At 58.9% G+C, this 23,050-nt stretch carries 17 protein-coding genes and 1 other RNA gene; 10 read left to right on the forward strand and 8 right to left on the reverse strand.

Features of this window, described 5'->3' with window-relative positions:
* Window positions 1-3: 3 nt before the first annotated feature.
* Window positions 4-414 carry a 1,4-dihydroxy-2-naphthoyl-CoA hydrolase gene (gene menI / locus ACVCAM_RS09875; protein WP_021241102.1) on the reverse strand — a complete coding sequence of 137 codons (411 nt, stop codon included), beginning with the start codon at window positions 412-414 and terminating at the stop codon, window positions 4-6.
* Complete coding sequence (gene ydiJ / locus ACVCAM_RS09880) at window positions 411-3,467, reverse strand: D-2-hydroxyglutarate dehydrogenase YdiJ (protein WP_025911642.1); 3,057 nt, start codon at window positions 3,465-3,467, stop codon at window positions 411-413. The genes menI and ydiJ overlap by 4 nt, the downstream gene beginning before the upstream one ends.
* Before the next feature lie 200 nt (window positions 3,468-3,667).
* Between ydiJ and ydiK the strand changes: the two genes are divergently transcribed.
* Window positions 3,668-4,783 (forward strand): AI-2E family transporter YdiK, encoded by a 1,116-nt coding sequence (gene ydiK / locus ACVCAM_RS09885; RefSeq protein WP_021241100.1) that lies wholly within the window; start codon window positions 3,668-3,670, stop codon window positions 4,781-4,783.
* 207 nt (window positions 4,784-4,990) lie between these two features.
* Window positions 4,991-5,098, forward strand: an RNA gene (gene rprA, locus ACVCAM_RS09890) — antisense sRNA RprA.
* A 5-nt stretch (window positions 5,099-5,103) separates the two neighbouring features.
* Here rprA and ACVCAM_RS09895 read toward each other — a convergent pair.
* The 3 genes from ACVCAM_RS09895 to ppsA form a co-directional block, all read right to left on the reverse strand.
* Window positions 5,104-7,479, reverse strand: coding sequence for a glycoside hydrolase family 3 N-terminal domain-containing protein (locus ACVCAM_RS09895; RefSeq protein ID WP_407223273.1), 2,376 nt, complete (start codon window positions 7,477-7,479; stop codon window positions 5,104-5,106).
* Between the two features lie 3 nt (window positions 7,480-7,482).
* Window positions 7,483-8,883, reverse strand: a complete 1,401-nt coding sequence (locus ACVCAM_RS09900) for an MFS transporter (protein WP_407223272.1) — start codon at window positions 8,881-8,883, stop codon at window positions 7,483-7,485.
* A gap of 234 nt (window positions 8,884-9,117) precedes the next feature.
* Window positions 9,118-11,496 (reverse strand): phosphoenolpyruvate synthase, encoded by a 2,379-nt coding sequence (ppsA, locus tag ACVCAM_RS09905; protein ID WP_008500643.1) that lies wholly within the window; start codon window positions 11,494-11,496, stop codon window positions 9,118-9,120.
* A 335-nt stretch (window positions 11,497-11,831) separates the two neighbouring features.
* On the opposite strand from ppsA, the gene ppsR reads away from it, so the two are divergent.
* The 8 genes from ppsR to ACVCAM_RS09945 all read left to right on the forward strand — a co-directional run bounded on the left by ppsR (window position 11,832) and on the right by ACVCAM_RS09945 (window position 19,947).
* Window positions 11,832-12,665, forward strand: coding sequence for a posphoenolpyruvate synthetase regulatory kinase/phosphorylase PpsR (ppsR, locus tag ACVCAM_RS09910; protein WP_008500644.1), 834 nt, complete (start codon window positions 11,832-11,834; stop codon window positions 12,663-12,665).
* Between the two features lie 152 nt (window positions 12,666-12,817).
* Complete coding sequence (gene aroH, locus ACVCAM_RS09915; protein ID WP_193148396.1) at window positions 12,818-13,864, forward strand: 3-deoxy-7-phosphoheptulonate synthase AroH; 1,047 nt, start codon at window positions 12,818-12,820, stop codon at window positions 13,862-13,864.
* Between the two features lie 199 nt (window positions 13,865-14,063).
* Entirely contained in the window at window positions 14,064-14,246 is a 183-nt protein-coding gene (hemP, locus tag ACVCAM_RS09920; protein ID WP_021241095.1) for a hemin uptake protein HemP, read from the forward strand.
* Between the two features lie 72 nt (window positions 14,247-14,318).
* The gene (locus tag ACVCAM_RS09925; protein WP_447093580.1) at window positions 14,319-16,301 is read left to right on the forward strand and encodes a TonB-dependent hemoglobin/transferrin/lactoferrin family receptor; all 1,983 of its coding nucleotides are present in this window, start codon (window positions 14,319-14,321) and stop codon (window positions 16,299-16,301) included.
* Between the two features lie 35 nt (window positions 16,302-16,336).
* Window positions 16,337-17,365, forward strand: coding sequence for a hemin-degrading factor (locus ACVCAM_RS09930; protein ID WP_447093581.1), 1,029 nt, complete (start codon window positions 16,337-16,339; stop codon window positions 17,363-17,365).
* Entirely contained in the window at window positions 17,362-18,183 is an 822-nt protein-coding gene (locus tag ACVCAM_RS09935) for a heme/hemin ABC transporter substrate-binding protein (RefSeq protein ID WP_407223268.1), read from the forward strand. The genes ACVCAM_RS09930 and ACVCAM_RS09935 overlap by 4 nt, the downstream gene beginning before the upstream one ends.
* Entirely contained in the window at window positions 18,183-19,175 is a 993-nt protein-coding gene (locus tag ACVCAM_RS09940) for a FecCD family ABC transporter permease (protein WP_025911657.1), read from the forward strand. The genes ACVCAM_RS09935 and ACVCAM_RS09940 overlap by 1 nt, the downstream gene beginning before the upstream one ends.
* Window positions 19,168-19,947 (forward strand): heme ABC transporter ATP-binding protein, encoded by a 780-nt coding sequence (locus tag ACVCAM_RS09945; protein ID WP_025911659.1) that lies wholly within the window; start codon window positions 19,168-19,170, stop codon window positions 19,945-19,947. The genes ACVCAM_RS09940 and ACVCAM_RS09945 overlap by 8 nt, the downstream gene beginning before the upstream one ends.
* Before the next feature lie 76 nt (window positions 19,948-20,023).
* Here the strand turns inward: ACVCAM_RS09945 and selO are convergent, their stop codons facing one another.
* From selO to ACVCAM_RS09960, 3 genes are all read right to left on the reverse strand, one after another.
* Window positions 20,024-21,466: a protein adenylyltransferase SelO gene (selO, locus tag ACVCAM_RS09950; RefSeq protein WP_025911661.1), complete on the reverse strand. Its 1,443-nt coding sequence runs from the start codon at window positions 21,464-21,466 to the stop codon at window positions 20,024-20,026.
* 61 nt (window positions 21,467-21,527) lie between these two features.
* The gene (locus ACVCAM_RS09955; protein ID WP_025911663.1) at window positions 21,528-22,244 is read right to left on the reverse strand and encodes an EAL domain-containing protein; all 717 of its coding nucleotides are present in this window, start codon (window positions 22,242-22,244) and stop codon (window positions 21,528-21,530) included.
* A 292-nt stretch (window positions 22,245-22,536) separates the two neighbouring features.
* Window positions 22,537-23,001: an NlpC/P60 family protein gene (locus ACVCAM_RS09960; RefSeq protein WP_008500650.1), complete on the reverse strand. Its 465-nt coding sequence runs from the start codon at window positions 22,999-23,001 to the stop codon at window positions 22,537-22,539.
* Window positions 23,002-23,050: the final 49 nt, after the last annotated feature.

The raw sequence follows: 23,050 nt of genomic DNA on the forward strand, positions 1-23,050 counted from the left end.
ACTTTACACAACCGCTGTCGTCAACCTTGAAGAGCAGCACAGGCGATCCTGCTCGTCGAGAATGTCAATCTGCCACACCTGGTGGCGACTACCGGCGTGCAGCGCGCGGCACACGCCGCGCACGCGCCCGCTGCGTACCGAGCGGATATGATTAGCATTCACCTCGAGTCCGACCACCTTCTGCTCCCCTTCGGTACAGAGATACCCCGCCACCGAGCCCAGGGTTTCGGCCAGCACGACGGACGCCCCGCCGTGCAATAAACCAAACGGCTGGTGGGTGCGACGATCGACAGGCATGGTGGCCTCAATGTCATCGTCGCCAATGCGGGTGAACTGGATATCCAGCAGCCCCACCATATTCCCCTCGCCCATAGCGTTCAGCGCCTGCAGGGTCACGGCACGTTTCCAGATCATCCAATTATCTCCAGTAAAGCCTGCAATGGGTGGCGTACGCCGTTACCCTCTACCCGTTTCACCTGGCTGCGGCAGGAGTATCCCGTCGCCAGACAGCGGTTTCGCGGCAAGCGCTGCATCGCCTGATGCCAGGACAGCTCATAAATGCCAAGCGAGTTGGCGTGGTTTTTCACTTCGTGTCCGTACGTGCCGGCCATACCGCAGCAGCCCACGCTAACGCTCTCCAGCTTCGCGCCGAAGCGGGCAAAGACGGACGCCCACTGCGCGGGGGCGCCAGGCAGCGCGGTGACTTCCGTGCAGTGTCCGAACAGATACCACGGCTCACCGCTGACGTCCTGAACCGCTTTGTCTTCCAGGGCCGTCGGCAGCCACTCGTGCACCAGCATGACGTGGAAATCACCGCGCTTATCGCCCAGCGTCTGCCTGTATTCATCGCGGTAGCACAGCACCAGCGCCGGGTCGACGCCGACCATCGGTATCCCGAGTTGCGCCACGCGGTTTAAGAAGTCAGATGTTTTCTGCGCGGTCTTCGCAAAGCGCGTCAGGAAGCCTTTAATGTGCTGCGCCTTGCCGTTGGGCGAGAACGGCAGCACAACCGGCTGATAGCCCAGCTTTTCCGACAGGCGGATGAAGTCCGCAACCACCTGGGCATCGTAGTAGCTGGTAAACGGATCCTGCACCACCAGCACCACCTTCGCTTTTTGCTCAGGCGTGAGCGCCTCCAGCTGCTCCAGGGTCATGTTCGCCGAACGATGCCCGACGAGCTGGCGCTGCAGAGACGGCACCGACAGCAGCGGCAGATCGACCATGCCGATATGCTTTTCGGAAAGCTTGCGCACCAGCGGCTGGTTGATAAAGAAGTTGAAGGTCTTCGGCGCGCGCGCCATCAGCGGCGCATAGCTCTCTACCGTCGCCACCAGATGGTCGCGCACCGGACGCAGATAGCGCGTGTGGTAAAGCTGCAGGAAGCGCGAGCGGAATTCAGGGACGTCGATTTTAATCGGGCACTGGGTAGAGCAGGCTTTACAGGCCAGACAGCCGGACATCGCCTCTTTCACCTCATGGGAGAAATCATACTCGCCCTTGTTGGCATGCCAGCTGTTGCGGGTGCGCTCAATCAGCGAGCGCAGGCTGGCCCGTTTTTCCGGCAGCTCCTGCTCCAGCTTGAGGGGATCGACGCCACGGTCGGCCAGCAGACGCAGCCACTCGCGCACCAGCGTCGCCCTCCCTTTCGGCGAATGAATGCGGTTGCTGGTGATTTTCATCGACGGGCACATCGGGCTTTTCACGTCAAAGTTAAAGCACAGGCCGTTGCCGTTGCACTCCATCGCGCCGCGCCAGGAGGAGCGCACCGAAATCGGGATCTGTCTGTCGTAGGTGCCGCGCTTGACGGCATCCACCTGCAGCATGGGGGCGTCCACGCCTTCTGGCGGGCAGATTTTACCCGGGTTGAGGCGGTTATGCGGGTCGAAAGCGGCTTTCACCTTGCGCAGCTCCGCATAGAGCTGTTCGCCGAAGAACGCCGGGCTGTATTCTGCGCGGAACCCTTTCCCGTGCTCGCCCCAAAGCAGACCGCCGTATTTAGCGGTTAAGGCCACCACGTCGTCGGAGATCTGCTTCATCAGGATCTCCTGCTGCGGGTCGCACATATCCAGCGCCGGACGCACGTGCAGCACCCCGGCATCGACGTGGCCAAACATGCCGTAGCTCAGGCCGTGGCTGTCCAGCAGGGCGCGAAACTCGACGATATAATCCGCCAGATGCTCAGGCGGCACGCAGGTATCTTCGGCAAAAGGAATGGGCTTAGCGGCCCCTTTCGCATTGCCGAGCAGACCCACGGCTTTTTTACGCATCGCATAGATACGCTCAATCCCGGCCAGATCGTTACAGAGCTGCCAGCCGATCACGCCGCCTTCGCCCTGCGAAATCAGCTCATCCAGTCGCTGGCAGAGCGTGGTGACCTGGCTCTCAATCAGCTCCGCGTCGTCGCCAGCAAATTCCACGATGTTAAGACCGAGCATCTCTTTGTCCGGCACGTCGGTAATGAGATCGCTGACGGAGTGCCAGACAATATCTTCCCGGGCCAGGTTGAGCACTTTGGAGTCGACCGTCTCAACCGACAGCGCTTTCGCCTCCACCATAAACGGCGCATTGCGCAACGCGGAGTCGAAAGAATCATATTTGACGTTCACCAGACGACGCACCTTCGGCAGGCGGGTGATATCCAGCCGCGCCTCGGTGATAAACGCCAGCGTCCCTTCGGAACCGGTGAGCACGCGGGTTAAATCGAACTGGGTCAGGTCGTCGTTGAAGACGTGGCGCAGGTCGTAGCCCGTTAAGAAGCGGTTCAGTTTGGGGAATTTGTCGAGAATAAGCTGGCGGTTGTCGCGGCAGCGCTCCAGCACGGTACGGTAGATGCGTCCGCTGGCGGTGTTATCTTTACCCAGCGTTTCCGCCAGTTCGACCGGCATCGGCTGCGTATCGAGAATATCGCCGCCCAGCAGAACGGCCCGCACGCCCAGCACATGATCGGAGGTTTTGCCGTAGACCAGCGAGCCCTGACCGGAGGCATCCGTGTTGATCATCCCGCCGAGGGTCGCGCGGTTACTGGTGGAAAGTTCCGGGGCAAAAAAGTAGCCGTAAGGCTTGAGGTACTGGTTAAGCTGATCTTTGATAACGCCCGCTTCGACCCGCACCCACCCCTCTTCCGGGTTGATCTCAATGATGCGGTTCATATAGCGCGACATATCAACAATAATGCCCTGGTTCAGCGCCTGACCGTTGGTCCCGGTGCCGCCGCCGCGCGGCGTAAAGACCAGCGAGGCAAAGCGCTCCTGCGTGGCGAGCCGGGCAATCAGCGCCACGTCGGCCGTAGAACGAGGGAAAACGACGGCATCGGGAAGAAGCTGGTAAATACTGTTATCGGTTGCCATCGTCAGCCTGTCGGCATAGTTCGTGGCGGTATCACCTGTAAAACCCTGTTGCTCCAGTGCCTGCAAAAAATTAAGCACCAGCTGAACGACGCCGGGTGCCTGGGAAATCTGTGGGATCATGACTGTCGACCCTAATTAGAGTAATGTGAAATCGTTTGCGTTGTGTCCGGAAAGTTTTATCACATTTTTTTCTTATGTGCTTCGTAGAATTACGGGCAAAATCCGCCTGTCAAAAACCGCTGAGATCATTAATGATTAAAGAGATGCGGTTTTCCGTTCCCGCCAGCCGCGCTGGCGTTCTTTTAAGGAAAGTTTCATTTATGGTCAATCTTCGCCAGCCCAGGGATGTTGCGCAAATTTTGCTGTCGGTGCTGTTCCTGGCCCTCATGATCATTGCGTGTCTGTGGATTGTTCAACCCTTTATTCTTGGCTTCGCCTGGGCCGCGACCGTTGTCGTTGCCACATGGCCTCTGCTGCTGCGCTTGCAGAAGCTGCTGTTCGGCCGCCGCGGGTTAGCGGTGCTGGTCATGACGCTGCTGCTGTTCCTGCTGTTTATTATTCCCATTGCGCTGCTGGTAAACAGTCTCGTCGACTCCAGCGGCCCGGTGATCCGCGCCGTGACCAGCGGCGATCTCACGCTGCCTGATCTCGCCTGGCTGAACAGCATTCCGGTCGTGGGCGCCAAGCTCTACAGCGGCTGGCACAGCCTGCTGGAGATGGGCGGCAGCGCGCTGATGGCAAAAGTGCGCCCATATATTGGCACCACCACCACCTGGTTTGTGGGTCAGGCGGCGCATATTGGCCGCTTTATGATGCACTGTACCCTGATGCTGCTCTTCAGCGCCCTGCTTTACTGGCGCGGTGAGCAGGTGGCTTTGGGCGTTCGTCACTTTGCCACCCGCCTGGCGGGCAAACGCGGTGACGCGGCGGTACTGCTGGCAGCGCAGGCCGTACGCGCGGTGGCGCTGGGCGTGGTGGTCACCGCGCTGGTGCAGGCGGTGCTGGGCGGTATTGGTCTGGCGATTTCCGGCGTACCGTATGCCACGATATTCACCGTTGTCATGCTGATGACCTGTCTTGCACAACTGGGGCCGCTGCTGGTGCTGGTGCCCTGCATTATCTGGCTCTACTGGACGGGAGATACCACGTGGGGAACGGTGCTGCTGGTCTGGAGCTGCGTGGTCGGCACCATGGATAACGTCATTCGCCCGATTCTCATCCGCATGGGCGCAGACCTGCCGCTGATCCTGATCCTCTCCGGGGTGATTGGCGGCTTGATTGCCTTCGGCATGATTGGCCTGTTTATCGGCCCGGTGCTGCTCGCCGTTACCTGGCGTCTGTTCTCCGCCTGGGTGCATGAAATTCCGCCGCCGGGAACCGACCCGGACGTGATTTTGAGCGAACTGGAAGAGCTGGAAGAGAAGAACACGCATTAAGTTTTTGCCGGGTGGCGCTAACGCTTACCCGGCCTACATTCCCCCACCCAATACTTTAACGCTGCTAAAGTATTTATTCGTTGCACACTGGTCAGACCCGCAATTTCTGCACTCAATCTGCTCATAACCTCAAGAAATCTTTATATCTCTTTAACTATTGAGACGAATCCGATCGACGCTAAAAGCGGACATGCCTACTATTAGCACACGGTTATAAATCAACACCTTGATTTATAAGCATGGAAATCCCCTGAGTGAAACAACGAATTGCTGTGTGTAGTCTTTGCCCATCTCCCACGATGGGCTTTTTTTTATCCTGACTACGCGCGCGTAACCTCACAGGCACTGAGCATCCGCCACTCGGCAGGCAGCACCCGCGTTTCCCCGGTCACATTGACCGTCACCACCTGGCGGATATCCGCCGACGATGCGCCAACCTGCAGTTCAAACTCGCCCGGCTCAACGATGCGTTTCCCGTCGCGACGGGTGAAGTTGAACATCTCCACCGGCAGCGTAAAGCTGAGCGTGGCGGTTTCGCCCGGCGAGAGCGTGACGCGCTGGAAGGCCTTCAGCTCCTGAAGCGGCCGCACCTGGGTGGCGACCTTATCCCTGACGTAAACCTGCACCACCTCGCTGCCGCTGCGCTCTCCGGTATTGGTAATATCCACGCTCAGCGTCACCTCGCCGTCGACCGGCACGCTGTTTTCAGCGACGCGGGCAGCATTCCAGCGAAACGTCGTCCAGCCAAGGCCGAAGCCAAACGGATAACGTGAACCGAAGTGGAACGCAAACGGCGTGCCCCCGCTTTTGAGCTTGTGATTGTAGTAATACGGCATGGCCCCGGCGCTTTTCGGCACGCTCACCACCAGACGCCCCTGCGGCTCTGCCCGTCCCGTTAGCACGTCCGCGATCGCCCAGCCCCCTTCCTGCCCCGGTGCCCACGCCACGATCAGCGCGGCCACCTTGTCCTCCAGGCCCTGAAGATTGTAAGGACGCCCGCCGGTCATCACGACAATCACCGGTTTGCCCGTCGCCACCAGCGCCTCCAGCAGCTGTTGCTGCACGCCCGGCAGATTCAGTGAGTCGGTGTCGGAACCTTCCCCCACGGTACCGCTCTGGAACAGCCCGGCGAGATCGCCCATGCAGGCCACCACCACGTCACTCTCCAGCGCGGCATTGACCGCCTCGGGGATAAGGGCGGTGCTTTGCGATACCGGCGACTGCTGCATCGGCTTGCCGCCGCTGTCGCCCGGGAAGACCGGCGCACCCGCCATCCGTTTCTCGATGATGTGACACCCTTTGGCGTAACGGACCTGAGACGCGCCGAGGTAGTGTTCCAGCGCCGCGCGCGGGGTCGTCACCTGCGAGGTCTCCTCAACCATATCGCTGATGATCAGATGCACCGGGAAGCTGTAGCCGCTGAGCAACGCCAGCGGATCGTCTGCCGTCGGTCCCACAAGCGCCACGCGGGGCTTACCATTTAGCGGCAGAATGCCGTTGTTTTCCAGCAGCGTGACCGATTTGGTCGCCACCTCCCGCGCCACCTGGCGGGTCGTCTCATTTTGCAGATCGATGCCGTTTTCATCGGCATACGGGTTCTCAAACAGGCCGAGACGGAATTTTTCGGTCAGCACACGGCCCACAATCTCATCCACTTTCGCCATAGAGATCAGCCCGCGCTCAACGGCGTCTGCCAGATGCCGCGCGCAGTCATCTTTCGGCAGCTCGACGTCCAGCCCGGCGTTGAAGGCCAGCGCGGCGGATTCGGCCGCATCGTGGGAAATGCCGTGATGCTGGTGCAGCAGGCTGACGCCGCCATAGTCCGCCACAATAATGCCGTCGAAGCCCCACTGTTCGCGCAGGACGGTGGTCAGCAGGAAGCTGTCGCTGTGCCCCGGCTGGTTATCGATGTCGTGGTAGGCGGGCATGACCGAACCGGCGTTTGCCAGCTTGACCGCCATTTCAAACGGCAGCAGGAAGGTGTCGTTCAGCTCGCTAAAGCCCAGATGTACCGGCGCATGGTTGCGCGCTCCTTCGCTGAACGAGTGACCGACGTAGTGCTTGAGCGTCGCCAGCAGGTCGCGCTTATCGCCCTGCAAGCCCTTCACGTAGGCGGTTGCCATCACCCCCACCAGCCACGGATCTTCCCCGAAGGTCTCTTCGGTTCGCCCCCAGCGCACGTCGCGGGAAACGTCCAGCACCGGCGCCAGCCCCTGCTGGCAGCCGACGGATCGCGCCTCTTTGCCAATCTGCTGTGCCGCGCGCTGCACCAGCTCCGGATCCCAGGTCGAACCGTAGTTCAGCGACGACGGGAACAGCGTGGCGTCTTTGCACAGCAGCCCCACCAGGCACTCTTCATGGAACAGGGCCGGAATGCCGAGGCGCGTCTCCTCCATCATCATGCGCTGCAGGCGGTTAGCGGCGCGCACGCCGGTTTTCGCGTCAACGATATGGGTACCCAGCGGACGGGTGATCTGCCCGACGCCCAGCTTCAGCCGTTCGCTCAGTGCAGCCTGCTCGCTCACGCCAGCGAATTCGTCGCTCAGATCGCTGCGCTCGCGGTGGTTGCCGTTTTCATCGAGGATCAGCCAGTACGCATGCATCTGGGCGAACTTCTCTTCCGGGGTCATACGCGCCAGTAAATCGGCGACGCGCTCGTGCACGGGACGTCCCGCGTCCTTATAGATAGCTGTCATGTTTTACTCCTGTAGTGCGGAAGGGGTTGCCGGGCTGAGCGGCCCTGCTTCGGGTCTCACCTCACGCTTGCTGGCCAGCTCCCGGGCGATGGAATCCACCAGCCGGCTGTTAAGCTTGTAGATTGAAAGCAGCGCGACCATGCAGAGGAACAGCGCGCAAGGGATAAGGGTGAACAGGGCGTTGATCGTAGAGAGCACGTGCGGCGCCTGGGCTGCCTGTCCCGGGGCGTAATCCACCATGCCAAGCACCCAGCCGACGACCGCCCCACCCAGCGCCAGCCCAAATTTGATGGCAAACAGCGCGGTAGAGAAAACCAGCCCGTCCAGGCGGCGGCCGCTGCGATGCTCTTCGTAGTCGACCACATCGGAGAACATGGTCCACTGCAGCGGCGTGGTGAGGTTTTGCACAAAGCTAAAGACAATGTTGAGGCCAAAAATTAGCCACAACTGCGAAGGCGGCAGGAAGAAAATCAGCGCCCCGAAAATGACGAAGGAAATAATGGTCCACTGATAGGCGCGGACGCGGTCAAATTTCCCCAGCAGCCGTTCAGATAATAGTGCGCCGCTTAAGGAGGCGACCATTCCGGAAACAATAAAGGCAAATACCAGCTCCGGGCGCAACAGCACGTAGTTCACGTAATACATCGTGGCGGAACCGCGCGTTACCACCGCCGTTAACAGCAAAATATTAAACAGGAAAACAATGCGCCACTGGCTGTTTCCGGCCAGCAGTTTTAAATCGGTGAGCATCGAGCCGGAAGTATCACTGCGCGGAGAATAACGCTCGCGGGTCATCAGGAAGCAGCAGAAAAACAGCACAATGCCCAGCAGCCCCATCAGGCTCATGGCGTAGAAATAGCCTTTCTGCACGTTGCCCTGGCCTAACAGTGAGACCAGCGGCAGGGCAATCACCGTCACAATCAACCCGCCGATAAACGACAGGCCAAAGCGCCACGACTGCAGGGAGTGACGCTCGCGCGGATCCAGCGTCAGCGAGCCGGGCATGGCGCAGTAAGGCACGTTAATCGCGGAGTAAATCAGGCTTAAGATCGCGTAGGTCAGGCAGGCATAAACGATTTTCGCCGTCGGCCCCACGTCCGGTACATAGAAAGTAATGAGGCAGCTCACGCCAAACGGAATGGCAAACCACAGCAGCCAGGGACGGAAACGGCCGTGGCGCGTTTGAGTGCGATCCACCAGCGCGCCAATGCACGGGTCGACAAACGCATCGACCACGCGCACCACTAAAAACATGGTGCCCATGATTGCGGCGGGCAGCCCAAAAACGTCCGTATAGAAATAGGCGAGAAATAACGTTGCCGTTTGCCAGACCAGCGCGCTGGCCATATCACCTAAGCCATAACCTATTTTATCTTTGGTACGCAATACAGAGGAGAGTGTCATTGTTATTTGCCTTTTTATCAGGTTAAAACGTATTTCAACCAGTTGCGCATCATCTGAAGGGAAATGCGCATGTAAGGCTCAAGTATTAGCAACGGTTTGCGCGCTAACAATTGTCTAAATTGACAGGCAAATTATGATATTTAGTTTTTTACTTTATTTGTGATGGGGAGCATATTCGGGCGGAAATAAAAAAGGCGAGGAATAATATCCTCGCCTTTTCGGGTCAGCGTGGCGTTACTTGTTCAGTTCCGCCAGGCTCAGCCAGGTTTGCACCACGGTGTCCGGGTTCAGGGACAGGCTATCGATCCCCTCCTCCATGAGCCAGGCGGCAAAGTCTTCATGGTCGGATGGCCCCTGACCACAAATCCCGACGTATTTGCCCTGCTTCTTCGCCGCGCGGATGGACAGGGAGAGCAATGCTTTCACCGCCTCGTTGCGCTCGTCGAACAGCTCGGAAACCACGCCGGAGTCACGGTCCAGACCCAGCGTCAGCTGCGTCATGTCGTTCGAGCCGATAGAGAAGCCGTCGAAGTGCTCCAGGAACTGCTCGGCCAGCAGGGCGTTGGACGGGATTTCGCACATCATGATGATCTTCAGCCCGTTCTCGCCGCGCTTCAGACCCTGACGCGCCAGCTCGTCAACAACCGCTTTCGCCTGATCGACGGTACGCACGAACGGGATCATGATTTCGACGTTGGTCAGCCCCATGTCGTTGCGCACGCGCTTCACCGCCTCACACTCCAGCGCGAAGCAGTCGCGGAAGCTGTCGGACACGTAGCGTCCGGCCCCGCGGAAGCCCAGCATTGGGTTCTCTTCTTCCGGCTCGTAGCGCTCGCCGCCCACCAGGTTGGCGTATTCGTTAGACTTAAAGTCAGACAGGCGCACAATCACGCGTTTCGGATAGAAAGCGGCACCCAGCGTGGCGATCCCTTCGGTCAGACGGCCGACGTAGAACTCTTTCGGCGAGTCGTAGCCTTTCATCATCTCGCGGATTTCGTTCTGCAGCTTCGGCTCCTGGTCGTCAAACTCCAGCAGCGCACGCGGGTGAACGCCGATCATACGGTTGATGATAAATTCCAGACGCGCCAGGCCTACGCCTTCGTTCGGCAGGCAGGCGAAGTCAAACGCGCGGTCCGGGTTACCGACGTTCATCATGATCTTCAGCGGCAGGTCCGGCATGGTATCCACGCTGGAGCTCTTCACGCTGAAGTCGAGAATATCGGCATACACGTAGCCGGTATCACCTTCGGCACAGGAGACGGTCACGTTCTGTCCGTCCTTCATGCGCTCGGTAGCATCACCGCAGCCGACAACCGCAGGAATCCCCAGCTCGCGGGCGATGATCGCCGCGTGACAGGTACGGCCGCCGCGGTTGGTGACGATAGCCGCCGCTTTCTTCATGATCGGTTCCCAGTCCGGGTCGGTCATGTCGGTCACCAGCACGTCGCCGGGCTCAATGCGGTTCATCTCGCTGATGTCGTGGATCACCTTCACCGGACCGGCACCGATGCGGTGACCGATAGCACGGCCTTCCGCCACGATTTTGCCCTGGGCGTGCAGCGTGTAACGCTCCATCACCTGACCGCGTGAGCGAACGGTTTCCGGACGCGCCTGCACGATAAACAGCTTGCCGGTGTTCCCGTCTTTCGCCCATTCGATATCCATCGGACGGCCGTAGTGTTTTTCAATCTGCACCGCCTGCTTCGCCAGCTCCTGCACTTCGGCGTCGGTCAGGGAGAAGCGGTCGCGCTGCTCCTGCGGTACATCTTCAATTTTGACCTGCTTGCCATGCTCCTGGGTCGGGGCATAGATCATGCGGATTTTTTTCGAGCCCATGGTGCGGCGCACCACCGCCGGACGGCCAGCGGCCAGCGTAGGCTTGTGGACGTAGAATTCGTCAGGGTTTACCGCACCCTGCACGACCATCTCACCCAGCCCCCACGCGGAGGTGATGAACACCACCTGGTCGAAGCCGGATTCGGTATCAATGGAGAACATCACGCCGGATGAGCCCACGTCCGAACGCACCATGCGCTGCACGCCAGCAGAGAGCGCCACGCCGCGATGGTCGTAGCCCTGGTGCACGCGATAGGAGATGGCGCGGTCGTTGAACAGGGAAGCAAACACGTGCTTCACCGCCACCAGCACCGCATCGTATCCCTGGACGTTCAGGAAGGTTTCCTGCTGCCCGGCAAACGAGGCATCCGGCATGTCTTCTGCGGTGGCAGAGGAGCGTACGGCAAAGGAGGCCTGCGCATCGTCAGCGGAGAGCTGGTTGTACGCGTCGTGAATGGCTTTTTCCAGTTCCGGCTGGAAAGGTGTGTCGATGATCCACTGGCGGATCTGCGCCCCGGCTTTGGCAAGCTCGGTCACGTCATCAATATCCGTTTTATCCAGCAGGTCGTAAATGCGCTGGTTAACACCGCTCTGGTCTAAAAACAGGTTAAAGGCATCGGCGGTGGTGGCAAACCCGTTCGGTACGGAGACACCCATACCCGACAGGTTTGTAATCATTTCACCCAGGGAGGCATTTTTGCCCCCAACTCTGTCTACATCATTCATGCCGAGTTGGTTATACCAAAGCACCAGCGGTGACGAGCCATTGTTGGACATCGAAACAATCCTTTTGTGATATTTGATCGGAGTAAGAAACACCTGACTACGTATTTATACTGGCATAATTATTTCCGCTAAAAAAACGGTGAATCGTGTAAGCAATTTAAATTTTCAACTTTTCGGATACTTTCCCATCAACGATTAACCCGATGATTCCTCTATATTCAGCCAGAAACCCCAAAAATAAAGTCGCTATTTGAAAAATGAAATCCACTTTTCAGGAAAATCAAAAACAGCGTTTCATTCATAATTAGGATAAGTTCTTTGCTGTGTAAATTACTTTTTTAATTTATGCTTTCAGACAATTACGTCTGATATTCAGGGTGGGTAAAATGGATAGTGCTGTCGATCGTCACGTTTTTTATATTTCTGATGGTACGGCGATCACCGCCGAGGTGCTGGGCCACGCGGTGATGTCGCAGTTTCCCGTATCGATCAACAGCATCACGCTGCCGTTTGTCGAAAATGAGAGCCGCGCCAAAGCGGTGAAGGACCAGATCGACGCCATTTACCAGCAGACCGGCGTCCGCCCGCTGGTGTTCTACTCCATCGTGATCCCCGAGATCCGCGCCATCATTCTGCAGAGTGAAGGCTTCTGCCAGGATATCGTGCAGGCGCTGGTGGCTCCGCTGCAAAGCGAGCTGAAGCTCGACCCAACGCCTATCGCCCACCGTACCCACGGGCTGAACCCCGGCAACCTGACCAAGTACGACGCGCGTATCGCCGCCATTGACTATACCCTCGCGCACGACGACGGCATCTCGCTGCGTAATCTCGACCAGGCGCAGGTGATCCTGCTTGGCGTGTCGCGCTGCGGCAAAACGCCGACCAGCCTCTACCTGGCGATGCAGTTCGGCATTCGCGCCGCCAACTACCCGTTCATCGCTGACGATATGGATAACCTGGTGCTGCCCGCCGCCCTGAAGCCGCTGCAGCACAAGCTGTTCGGGCTGACCATTAATCCGGAGCGCCTTGCCGCCATCCGCGAAGAGCGCCGCGAGAACAGCCGCTACGCCTCCATGCGCCAGTGCCGGATGGAGGTCTCCGAAGTGGAAGCCCTGTACCGCAAAAATCAGATCCCGTGGCTGAACAGCACCAACTACTCTGTGGAAGAAATTGCCACCAAAATTCTCGACATCATGGGGCTTAATCGCCGCATGTACTAATATGCTAGTACATTAGCTCAGATTCAGGTATCATCATCGGCAACCACGGGGCGGTATCGCCCCGAACTTGAAATCAGCAGGGATTGGTTTAAGGTGATGCCCATCACTTCCCGGTAGTCTGCCGATGAAGCAAAAATTTTCTGAGACATTCCATGAATAAAACCGATGAACTGCGCACTGCGCGCATTGACAGCCTGGTCACGCCGGCTGAACTGGCCCAGCGGCATCCTGTTTCCGCGGCCGTTGCGGAACACGTGACGGCCTCCCGCCGCCGCATTGAAAAAATACTTAATGGTGAAGACAAGCGTCTTCTGGTGGTGATTGGTCCCTGCTCCATCCACGATCTGGATGCCGCGATGGATTATGCAAAACGGCTTCAGGGCTTGCGGGATAAGTACCAGCATCGCCTTGAGATTGTGATGCGAACCTACTTTGAAAAACCGCGGACCGTGGTGGGCTGGAAAGGACTGATTTCCGACCCTGACCTCAACGGCAGCTATCGCGTGAACCACGGCATCGAGCTGGCGCGGAAGCTGCTTTTGCAGGTCAACGAGCTGGGCGTGCCGACCGCCACCGAGTTTCTCGATATGGTGACCGGGCAGTTTATCGCCGATCTGATCAGCTGGGGCGCGATTGGCGCACGCACCACCGAGAGCCAAATCCACCGCGAGATGGCCTCCGCCCTCTCCTGTCCGGTCGGCTTTAAAAACGGGACCGATGGCAATACGCGTATTGCGGTTGATGCCATCCGCGCGGCCCGTGCCAGCCACATGTTCCTGTCGCCGGACAAGAGCGGTCACATGACCATCTACCAGACCAGCGGTAACCCGTACGGGCATATCATTATGCGCGGCGGGAAGAAGCCCAATTATCATGCACAAGATATTGCTGCGGCCTGTGAAACGCTGGCGGAATTCGACCTGCCGGAACATCTGGTGGTGGACTTCAGCCACGGCAACTGCCAGAAGCAGCATCGCCGCCAGCTGGACGTCTGCGATGAGATCTGCCAGCAGATCCGCAGCGGTTCAACCGCCGTTGCAGGGATTATGGCGGAGAGCTTTATCAAAGAAGGCATGCAGAAAATCGTTGCTGGCCAGCAGATGGTATACGGCCAGTCGATCACCGACCCGTGCCTGAGCTGGGAAGACAGCGAGCTGCTGCTGGAGAAGCTGGCTGCAGCCGTGGACACGCGCTTTTAACATCCTGCCGGGGGGGCGGCTTCGCCTTACCCGGCCTACGATTCGTGCCGTTGTAGGCCCGGTAAGGCGAAGCCGCCACCGGGCTTTTAATTGCACAATATTGATCCTCTCACCCTTTTTTCACAAAAACGCTTGCCGTAAATTTGCAGTTTATTGATAATGATTATCATTGTTACATTGATTGTTATTTATAAACATTATGTCACGTACGGATAACAGCGCGGCAACGCCAGCAAAAACAGACACAGCACCAGCCCCTACCGAGCGTCGGATTGACAGCAAAACCCTGCTCGGCGATGCGGGGCGGGTCATTATCGAGCATGACGGCCAGCGCTATCTGCTGCGCCAGACCCATGCCGGAAAACTGATCCTCACAAAATAAACCAAAAACTTCGCCAGCCACCCAGGTGATCCCCAGGCAGCCAGCGCTTTCGATTCTTTATGGAGAGTTGCTATGCCACACCTGCCTTCCGCGTCTTTACGCCCGTCACTTCTGGCGCTGGCGATTGTCAGCACCCTGCCGGGCGTCGCGTTTGCTGCCGCAGATGAAATGACCGTCACCGCCACGGGCAACGCCCGCAGCGCCTTTGAAGCCCCCATGATGGTGAGCGTGATTGACGCCAGCGCGCCGGAGAAACAAACCGCCAGCTCGGCGGCCGGCCTGCTGCGTAACGTTCCCGGCCTGACGCTGGACGGCACCGGGCGCACCAACGGGCAGGACGTGAACCTGCGCGGCTACGATCGTCGCGGCGTGCTGGTGCTGGTTGACGGCGTGCGTCAGGGCACCGACACCGGCCACCTGAACAGCACGTTCCTCGATCCGGCGCTGATTAAACGTATCGAAGTGGTTCGCGGCCCGTCGGCCCTGCTGTACGGCAGCGGCGCGCTGGGCGGCGTGATTTCCTATGACACCGTAGATGCAAAAGACCTGCTGGAAACGGGTAAAAACAGCGGTTATCGTGTGTTTGGTACGGGGGCGACAGGCGATCACAGTCTTGGGATGGGGGCCAGCGCCTATGGCCGCACCGACACGCTGGACGGTCTGGTGGCCTGGTCCAGCCGGGATCGCGGTGATATCCGCCAGAGCGACGGAGCAACCGCCCCTAACGACGAGTCCATCAATAACATGCTGGCGAAAGGTAGCTGGAAAATCGACCCGGCCCAGACCCTGAGCGGCGCCCTGCGCTACTACAACAATGATGCTCAGGAACCAAAAAACCCGCAAACCACTGGGGCGGACAGCAGTAACCCGATGACCGATCGCTCCACCATCCAGCGTGACGCGCAGGTGGGCTACCGCATCGCCCCGGAAGGTAACGACTGGCTGAACGCCGACGCGAAGGTCTACTGGTCCGAAGCGCGCATTAATGCCCAGAATATCGACAACAGCGGTGAGTTCCGCAAGCAGACCACCAAAGGCGGCAAGGTGGAAAACCGCACCCGCCTGTTCAGCGACACGTTTGCAGCACATCTGCTGACCTACGGTGGGGAATACTACCGTCAGGAGCAGCATCCGGGCGGCGCGACCACCGGCTTCCCGGAGGCGAAAATCGACTTCAGCTCCGGCTGGCTGCAGGATGAGATCACCCTGCGCGATCTGCCGGTCACCCTGCTGGGCGGTACGCGCTATGACAACTACCGCGGCAGCAGCAATGGCTACGACGACGTGGATGCCGATAAATGGTCCTCCCGCGCCGGGTTGACCGTCAGCCCGACCGACTGGCTGATGCTGTTTGGCTCATACGCGCAGGCGTTCCGCGCGCCCACCATGGGCGAGATGTACAACGACGCCAAACACTTCTCTATTGGCCGCTTCTATACCAACTACTGGGTGCCAAACCCGAACCTGCGCCCGGAAACCAACGAAACGCAGGAGTTTGGGTTCGGTCTGCGCTTTGACGATCTGCTGCTTGCCAACGATGCGCTGGAGTTTAAAGCCAGCTATTTCGATACCAAAGCTAAAGACTATATCTCCACCACCGTCAATTTTGCCGCCGCGACCACCATGTCTTATAACGTTCCGAACGCCAAAATCTGGGGCTGGGACATGATGGCAAAATACTCTGCCGACCTCTTCAACCTCGACCTGGCCTATAACCGCACGCGCGGGAAAGACACCGATACGGGCGAGTACATCTCCAGCATCAACCCGGATACCGTCACCAGCAAGCTGGACATTCCGGTGGCGCAGAGCGGTTTTTCCGTCGGCTGGATTGGCACCTTTGTCGATCGCTCAACGCATATCAGCAGCAGCTACAGCAAGCAGCCGGGCTACGCGGTCAATGACTTCTACGTCAGCTATAAGGGTCAGGAGCAGCTCAAAGGCGTGACCACGACGCTGGTGCTCGGCAACGCCTTTGACAAAGAATACTGGTCACCTCAGGGCATTCCGCAGGACGGCCGTAACGGCAAGATTTTCGTAAGCTATCAGTGGTAATTCCCGTCGGGGCAACTCTTCAGAAGGATAAGAAAATGAATCACTACACGCGCTGGCTTGAGCTGAAAGAAGACAATCCGGGTAAGTACGCGCGCGACATCGCAGGGTTAATGAATATCAGCGAAGCAGAGCTGACCTATGCCCGCGTGGGTCACGACGCCTGGCGACTGCACGGTGAAATCCGCGAGATCCTGGGCGCGCTGGAAGCGGTGGGCGAAACCAAATGTATCTGCCGCAACGACTACGCCGTTCACGACCAGGTCGGAAGCTTCACCAACCAGCACCTGAACGGCCATGCCGGGCTGGTGCTGAACCCGCGCGCGCTGGATCTGCGCCTGTTCCTCAACCAGTGGGCAAGCACGTTTCACATCAGTGAAGCCACCGCCCGTGGCGAGCGGCAGAGCATTCAGTTCTTCGACCACCAGGGCGATGCCCTGCTGAAGGTCTACGCCACGGATAACACCGACGTTTCCGCCTGGGGCGACGTGCTGACTCGCTTTATCATTGCCGATAATCCATCGCTGGCGTTGAAGAAGCCCGATGTGCCTGCTCACGCGGAAAATGCGCAAGCCGACCTCGTGGACAACGAGTGGCGCGCCATGACCGACGTGCACCAGTTCTTCAGCCTGCTGAAACGCCATAACCTCAGCCGCCAGCAGGCGTTTCGCCTGGTGGGGGACGATCTGGCCTGTCGGGTAGAGAACAGCGCGCTGGCGCAACTGCTGGAGACGGCGCGCCGGGACGGCAATGAAATCATGGTCTTCGTCGGCAACCGCGGCTGCGTACAGATTTTCACCGGCGTGGTGGAAAAGCTGGCGCCGATGAAAGGCTGGCTGAACATCTTCAACTCAACCTTTACCCTGCACCTGCTTGAAGACGCCATTGCGGAGACGTGGGTCACGCGCAAACCAACCGCTGACGGGCATGTCACCAGCCTGGAGCTGTTTGCCGCCGACGGGACGCAAATCGCCCAGCTGTACGGCCAGCGCACCGAAGGCGAGCCGGAGCAAAGCCAGTGGCGCAGCCAGATAGACGCCCTGACGGCGAAAGGGCTGGCCGCATGAAACGGTGGCTTGTCCTGGTCAGCGCCCTGCCCCTGCTGGCGTTTGCTGCGCCGCAGGAGAAAATCGTCACGCTCGGCGGCGACGTCACCGAGATTGTCTACGCCCTCGGCGCGTCGTCTTCCCTGGTGGCCCGCGACAGCGCCAGCCAGTGGCCGCAGGCGGCGAACGTGCTGCCGGACGTGGGCTATCTGCGCCAGCTCAACGCGGAAGGGATCTTGTCCATGCGCCCCACGCTGGTGCTGGCCAGCGCTCAGGCGCAGCCGTCTCTGGCGCTAAAGCAGGTTGAGCAAAGCCACGTCCGGGTTATCGCGGTTCCAGCCGCTAACGATTTGAGCGTCATCGACGAAAAAGTGCGGATCGTGGCGGAAGCGACGCATCGCGAGGCCGAGGGGGAAGCCCTGCGCGGCAAGCTGCGTCAGGCGCTGTCAACCCTGCCCACATCGCCACTCAACAAACGGGTGCTGTTTATTCTCAACCACGGCGGGATGACCGCGATGGCTGCCGGACAACAGACCGGCGCGGACGCGGCCATTCGCGCGGCGGGGCTGCAGAATGCGATGCAGGGGTTCACCCGCTATCAGCCGCTGTCTCAGGAAGGAACGATTGCCAGCCGGCCCGATCTGGTGGTGATTTCGCAGGACGGCATCAACGCCCTGGGCGGGGAAGCGAATCTGTGGACGCTGCCCGGGCTGGCGCAAACCCCGGCAGGACGTAATAAGCAGGTGCTGGCGATTGATGATATGGCGCTGCTGGGCTTTAGCGTGCGAACGCCGGAAGCCATCCGGCAGCTGCGTACCAAAGCGGAGCAACTGCCCTGATGTCCCGGCGAGTCGCCCTGTCATTGTGGATGCTGGCCGCGCTGCTGGTCGTCACGACGCTGACGGCCAGCGGTATTGGCGCGCTGCGCCTGCCGGTCAGCCTGCTGTGGAATGGCACCGACGAGGCCCTGCGTCAGATCTGGCTGACGATCCGCCTGCCACGCGTGCTGCTGGCGCTGGCGATCGGCGGTTCGCTGGCGCTCGCGGGCTGCGTGATGCAGGGGCTGTTCCGCAACCCGCTGGCGGACCCGGGCCTGCTCGGCATCAGCAGCGGCGCGGCACTTGCCGTCGCGCTGTGGGTGGTGCTTCCGCTCTCGCTGCCTGCACTGGTGATGCTGTATGCCCCGATGCTGGCGGCGTTTCTCGGCGCGCTGGCCGCCACCTTCGTGATTTTCCTGCTCAGCCGTCAGCGTGACGCTTCCCTGTCGCGCCTGCTGCTGGTGGGCATTGCCATCAACGCCCTGTGCGGTGCGGCCGTCGGCGTGCTGTCATGGCTCAGCAATGATGCCCAGCTTCGCCAGCTTTCACTCTGGGGAATGGGCAGCCTCGGCCAGGCCCAGTGGTCGACGCTGCTGGTCGTCGCGTCGCTGATGATCCCCACCGTGCTGGTTATCTGGCGCCTGGCAGGGCCCCTCAACCTGCTGCAGCTGGGCGATGAAGAGGCGCACTATCTCGGCGTGGAGGTGGCCGCCGTGCAGCGGATCCTGCTGCTGTGCAGCGCCCTGCTGGTGGCTGCCGCCGTTGCGATCAGCGGCGTGATCGGTTTTGTTGGCCTGGTGGTGCCGCACCTGGTGCGCATGTGGCTGGGAGCCGACCATCGGGCCACGCTCCCCGGCTCGGTGCTGGCCGGTGCGCTGCTCCTGCTGATGGCCGACACGCTGGCGCGCAGCGTGGTCGCTCCGGCGGAAATGCCGGTTGGCTTATTGACCAGCCTTCTCGGCGCGCCGTGGTTCCTGTGGCTGATCTTTCGTCGTGGAGGTGCGCATGGCTGAACGCTATTGTGCTGAAAACCTTGTTTTTCGCGCCGGGCAACGCACGCTGATTAACGACGTGTCGCTGACCTTATCTCAGGGCGAGCTGGTGGCGTTGATTGGCCCCAACGGCGCCGGGAAATCGACGCTGTTGCGACTGCTTACCGGCTATCTTAAACCTGCTGGGGGACGGTGCAGCCTGGCGGGCACACCGCTTGCGGCCTGGAAACCGGAAAGGCTCTCCCGCTACCGGGCGGTGATGCGCCAGAGCACGCAGCTCGGATTTGACTGGCCGGTTGAGGCGGTGGTCGGTATGGGGCGTGCGCCCTGGACCCGCACGCCAGAAGCGTCGGTGATCGAGGAGGTGATGGCCATCACCGGCTGTTTACCGCTGGCGGGCAGGCAGTTTGCCGCGCTCTCCGGCGGCGAGCAGCAGCGCGTTCAGCTCGCCCGCGCGCTGGCTCAGCTCTGGTGCGACGGTGCGCCGCGCGGTTGGCTGTTTCTTGATGAACCGACGTCCGCGCTGGATCTCTATCACCAGCAGCATCTGCTGCGCCTGCTGAAATCCCTGACCAGCCGGGGACATCTGCACGTGTGCGCGGTGCTGCACGACCTCAACCTGGCAGCGCTGTGGGCGGATCGCATCCTGCTCCTGCACAGCGGCCGGATCGTGTCCCAGGGAGAACCGGAAACCGTTTTGCAGGCCGATGCGCTGGCGCGCTGGTACGGCGCACAGGTTCACGTCGGCAGGCATCCCGCTCACGCCGTGCCGCAGGTGTTTCTCGCCCCCTGACCGGTCCGGATTCTGACGACGCCGATGCAACTGCAAATCCTGCGCCGGGTCAGGCAACGCCGACTCCGGCCAGACACTAGCTTGAGCAACTGACCTCCAGCCGCTTGCCCCAGTCAGGCGGGCGGCTGACGTAATCATCATCCCGGTCGGCAAACGGCGTGCGCAACGCCACGTGCAGACGGTGTAACTCGTCGTACTCGCCCTGCTCGGCCTGCTCAATCGCCCGCTGCGCCAGCCAGTTGCGCAACACCATCGCCGGGTTCGTAGCGTTCATCTGCGCCTGGCGGGTCGCATCATCCACCTGCTCCTGCTGCAGCCGCGCGCGGTACGATGCAAACCAGTCGTCAAACGCCTGTCTGTCAATAAACTCATCGCGCAGCGGCGAGGCGGCACTGTGCTGCTCCGTCTGGCCCAGCATCCGGAAGGTGCGCGTGTAATCGCTGCCCTCGCGCGCCATCAGGGCAAACAGGCCATTGAGGATGTCGTTATCGCCCTTCTCCTGCGTGACTAGCCCCAGCTTGTTGCGCATCAGCGAGCCATACTCTCGCAGTAAGATCGCCTGATAGCTGTCGAGCGCATCATTGAGGGCATCAACGTCGATGAACGGCGACAGGGTTTGCGCAAGCCGCTGCAGGTTCCACAGGCCCACCGCGGGCTGATTGTCAAAACTGTAGCGCCCCTGATAGTCGGAGTGGTTACAGATGTACCCTGGCTGATAATCATCCAGGAAACCAAACGGGCCGTAGTCAAAGGTCAACCCGAGAAGCGACATGTTGTCCGTATTCATGACGCCATGGGCAAAACCTACCGTTTGCCAGCGAGCAATCAGGGCTGCGGTACGGGCCACCACGTCCCTGAACCAGAGAACGTATTTATCCGCGTCGTCCTGCAAATGCGCCCAGTGGTGACGAATGGCAAAGTCAGCCAGCTGGCGCACCTTGTCCGGCTCGCGGCGATAGTAAAAGTGTTCAAAATGACCGAAGCGCAGATGGCTTTGCGCAATGCGCATCAGCATTGCGCCCTTTTCCACGGTTTCGCGCGCAACCGGCGTGTCGCTGGTCACGATCGACAGCGCACGGGTGGTGGGGATACCGAGGGCATGCATCGCTTCGGAGCCCAGGCATTCGCGAATCGTTGAACGCAGAACCGCACGCCCGTCGCCCATCCGCGAATAGGGCGTCAGGCCCGCACCTTTCAGGTGCCAGTCAACCGTCTCCCCGTTGGGAAGCTGTTGTTCACCGAGCAGGATCCCCCTGCCGTCGCCCAGTTGCCCAGCCCAGACGCCAAACTGATGCCCGCTATAGACCTGAGCAAGGGGTTGCATACCGGCGAGCAGCGTTTCGCCTCCCCAGACGCCAGCGCTCCCTGAACGCTGAAACAGCTCAGGCGGAATGGCCAGCTCTTCTGCCAGCCGATCGTTATGCCAGATAAGGCGTGAATTTTGTAACGGTGTGGGTTTGAGTGCAGTATAAAATCCCGGCAACTCGTCATGCCAGTGAGCAGTAAAAGACAGGGTCATAAGTCCTCCTGCTTTTAGTGTAGAGGGTTTACCCGGACTTAAACACGGGCGAAAGCAAGGGTTATCGCTGCTGAACCAGCGTAGTGACGTGTTCCGCCGAGACGGCAGGCCAGAGCGTTCCCTGCATGGCGCCAAAATTAAAGGGCAACACGCGCTGCAGCAGACCGTGATCGTCAATGCCCGAGACAATCACAGACTGGCAGTGCGGCGTGATTTGCCAGAGGATGGCGCGCATAAATGGCTCAAAAGAGAGCTCTGTAGCACGCTGCTGAATGAAGCCTTTATCGAGAATAACCCGTTTAAATAATCCATCATACACCGCTTTGAGCGATGCAGCGCCTGCACCAAAGTTTGCCAGCACCAATGGGAAATGGATTGCCATTCTCGCCAGCTGAAGATCGTCCTTTCCGTTATTTAAACCTGGATAATTCTCATTAACAGTAAACTCAAGAAACGGATAACGCTCAAGAATTGAAACAGCGTTTCCATTACTTAATAAAAATTCAACTATTGCAGGGGTAATATTGATCCATGCAATTAACTGATGCTGAATAAAAAACAGTTTGCAGGTATCAAGCAATTGCAGTTTTTCGTTAAACAGCGCTAACTCTTCAGCCGCTGAAAGTCGTGGGATAACAAGCTCAGTGGGGATCCGCACATCGCTGTCGACGCCAGTAAAGTTGACCAGAATTTCTAAACCTTTAAGCTCCCCTGCGCTATTACGGGCAGGCAAAAGCAGCAGTTCAGACTGGTAAGCATTATCTAGCGTAATTATCATTGCACTCGCCCCGCATTAAAGATGAGAGAGGACATCCTGGAGCAATTGCCGACACAATTCCACTGTCTTGATTTTAATAAGATTAATTTCATTAGTTCCGTATTAATTTTCAGATTTCTCCCTGAATCTAAAATAATCTTATCCTGGTTGCAAAATAATAGCCAGTTTTAGATAAAACAGATACATGAGGAATTCGCTAATTTTAGGTAAATTTAACTTTAATCATCTTATTTGAGAAAAAACGGCATGTTATTCGCTACCATGCCGTCATAAGAGAGGTATACGACGAAGATTATATACGTCGTGCCTGCCAGAAATTTTTACGCCAGTAAACATTATCAAGAGAAGAGCGCATCACGCCGCGGCTCGTCGAGGCGTGAATGAACTGGTTGTCAGTATCATAAATGCCCACATGAAGTCCGCTTTCCCCCGATCCGGTTTTGAAGAAAACCAGGTCCCCGGGCAGGAGGTCGTCTTTATCAATTTCCGTGCCGATTTCTGCCTGTTTACGCGTTTCACGCGGCAGCTGTAAATCAAACTTGTCGCGAAACGTCATCAGAACGAAGCCTGAGCAATCTACACCGCCACGGCTCATGCCGCCGTAGCGATAAGGCGTGCCGCGCCAGTTGCTCAGCTGATCGTTGAGGCTGGCAATGACGGTGATCGAATCTGAAAGCCGTGGGTTAGGCGGCGGTGCACGATGGCTACTGCATCCCGCAAGAAAAAGTGCGGCCATCAGGAGAAACCAGAATCGCATTTTCAGACGAATCCTCTGCTTTTTTTGTTCTTTTCGTAATTTAGCGTGC

The organism is Enterobacter sp. CFEC122 (genome assembly GCF_052983755.1).

Bases quoted from the DNA above. Each gene is read 5' to 3' on its own strand.
- ACVCAM_RS09955 (WP_025911663.1), bottom strand. From the start codon at position 22,244: ATGATAATTACGCTAGATAATGCTTACCAGTCTGAACTGCTGCTTTTG.
- ydiJ (WP_025911642.1), bottom strand. From the start codon at position 3,467: ATGATCCCACAGATTTCCCAGGCACCCGGCGTCGTTCAGCTGGTGCTT.
- ACVCAM_RS09895 (WP_407223273.1), bottom strand. From the start codon at position 7,479: ATGACAGCTATCTATAAGGACGCGGGACGTCCCGTGCACGAGCGCGTC.
- hemP (WP_021241095.1), top strand. From the start codon at position 14,064: ATGTCACGTACGGATAACAGCGCGGCAACGCCAGCAAAAACAGACACA.
- ACVCAM_RS09930 (WP_447093581.1), top strand. From the start codon at position 16,337: ATGAATCACTACACGCGCTGGCTTGAGCTGAAAGAAGACAATCCGGGT.
- ydiK (WP_021241100.1), top strand. From the start codon at position 3,668: ATGGTCAATCTTCGCCAGCCCAGGGATGTTGCGCAAATTTTGCTGTCG.
- menI (WP_021241102.1), bottom strand. From the start codon at position 414: ATGATCTGGAAACGTGCCGTGACCCTGCAGGCGCTGAACGCTATGGGC.
- ACVCAM_RS09900 (WP_407223272.1), bottom strand. From the start codon at position 8,883: ATGACACTCTCCTCTGTATTGCGTACCAAAGATAAAATAGGTTATGGC.
- ACVCAM_RS09940 (WP_025911657.1), top strand. From the start codon at position 18,183: ATGTCCCGGCGAGTCGCCCTGTCATTGTGGATGCTGGCCGCGCTGCTG.
- ppsA (WP_008500643.1), bottom strand. From the start codon at position 11,496: ATGTCCAACAATGGCTCGTCACCGCTGGTGCTTTGGTATAACCAACTC.
- ACVCAM_RS09945 (WP_025911659.1), top strand. From the start codon at position 19,168: ATGGCTGAACGCTATTGTGCTGAAAACCTTGTTTTTCGCGCCGGGCAA.
- ACVCAM_RS09935 (WP_407223268.1), top strand. From the start codon at position 17,362: ATGAAACGGTGGCTTGTCCTGGTCAGCGCCCTGCCCCTGCTGGCGTTT.
- ppsR (WP_008500644.1), top strand. From the start codon at position 11,832: ATGGATAGTGCTGTCGATCGTCACGTTTTTTATATTTCTGATGGTACG.
- aroH (WP_193148396.1), top strand. From the start codon at position 12,818: ATGAATAAAACCGATGAACTGCGCACTGCGCGCATTGACAGCCTGGTC.
- ACVCAM_RS09960 (WP_008500650.1), bottom strand. From the start codon at position 23,001: ATGCGATTCTGGTTTCTCCTGATGGCCGCACTTTTTCTTGCGGGATGC.
- selO (WP_025911661.1), bottom strand. From the start codon at position 21,466: ATGACCCTGTCTTTTACTGCTCACTGGCATGACGAGTTGCCGGGATTT.
- ACVCAM_RS09925 (WP_447093580.1), top strand. From the start codon at position 14,319: ATGCCACACCTGCCTTCCGCGTCTTTACGCCCGTCACTTCTGGCGCTG.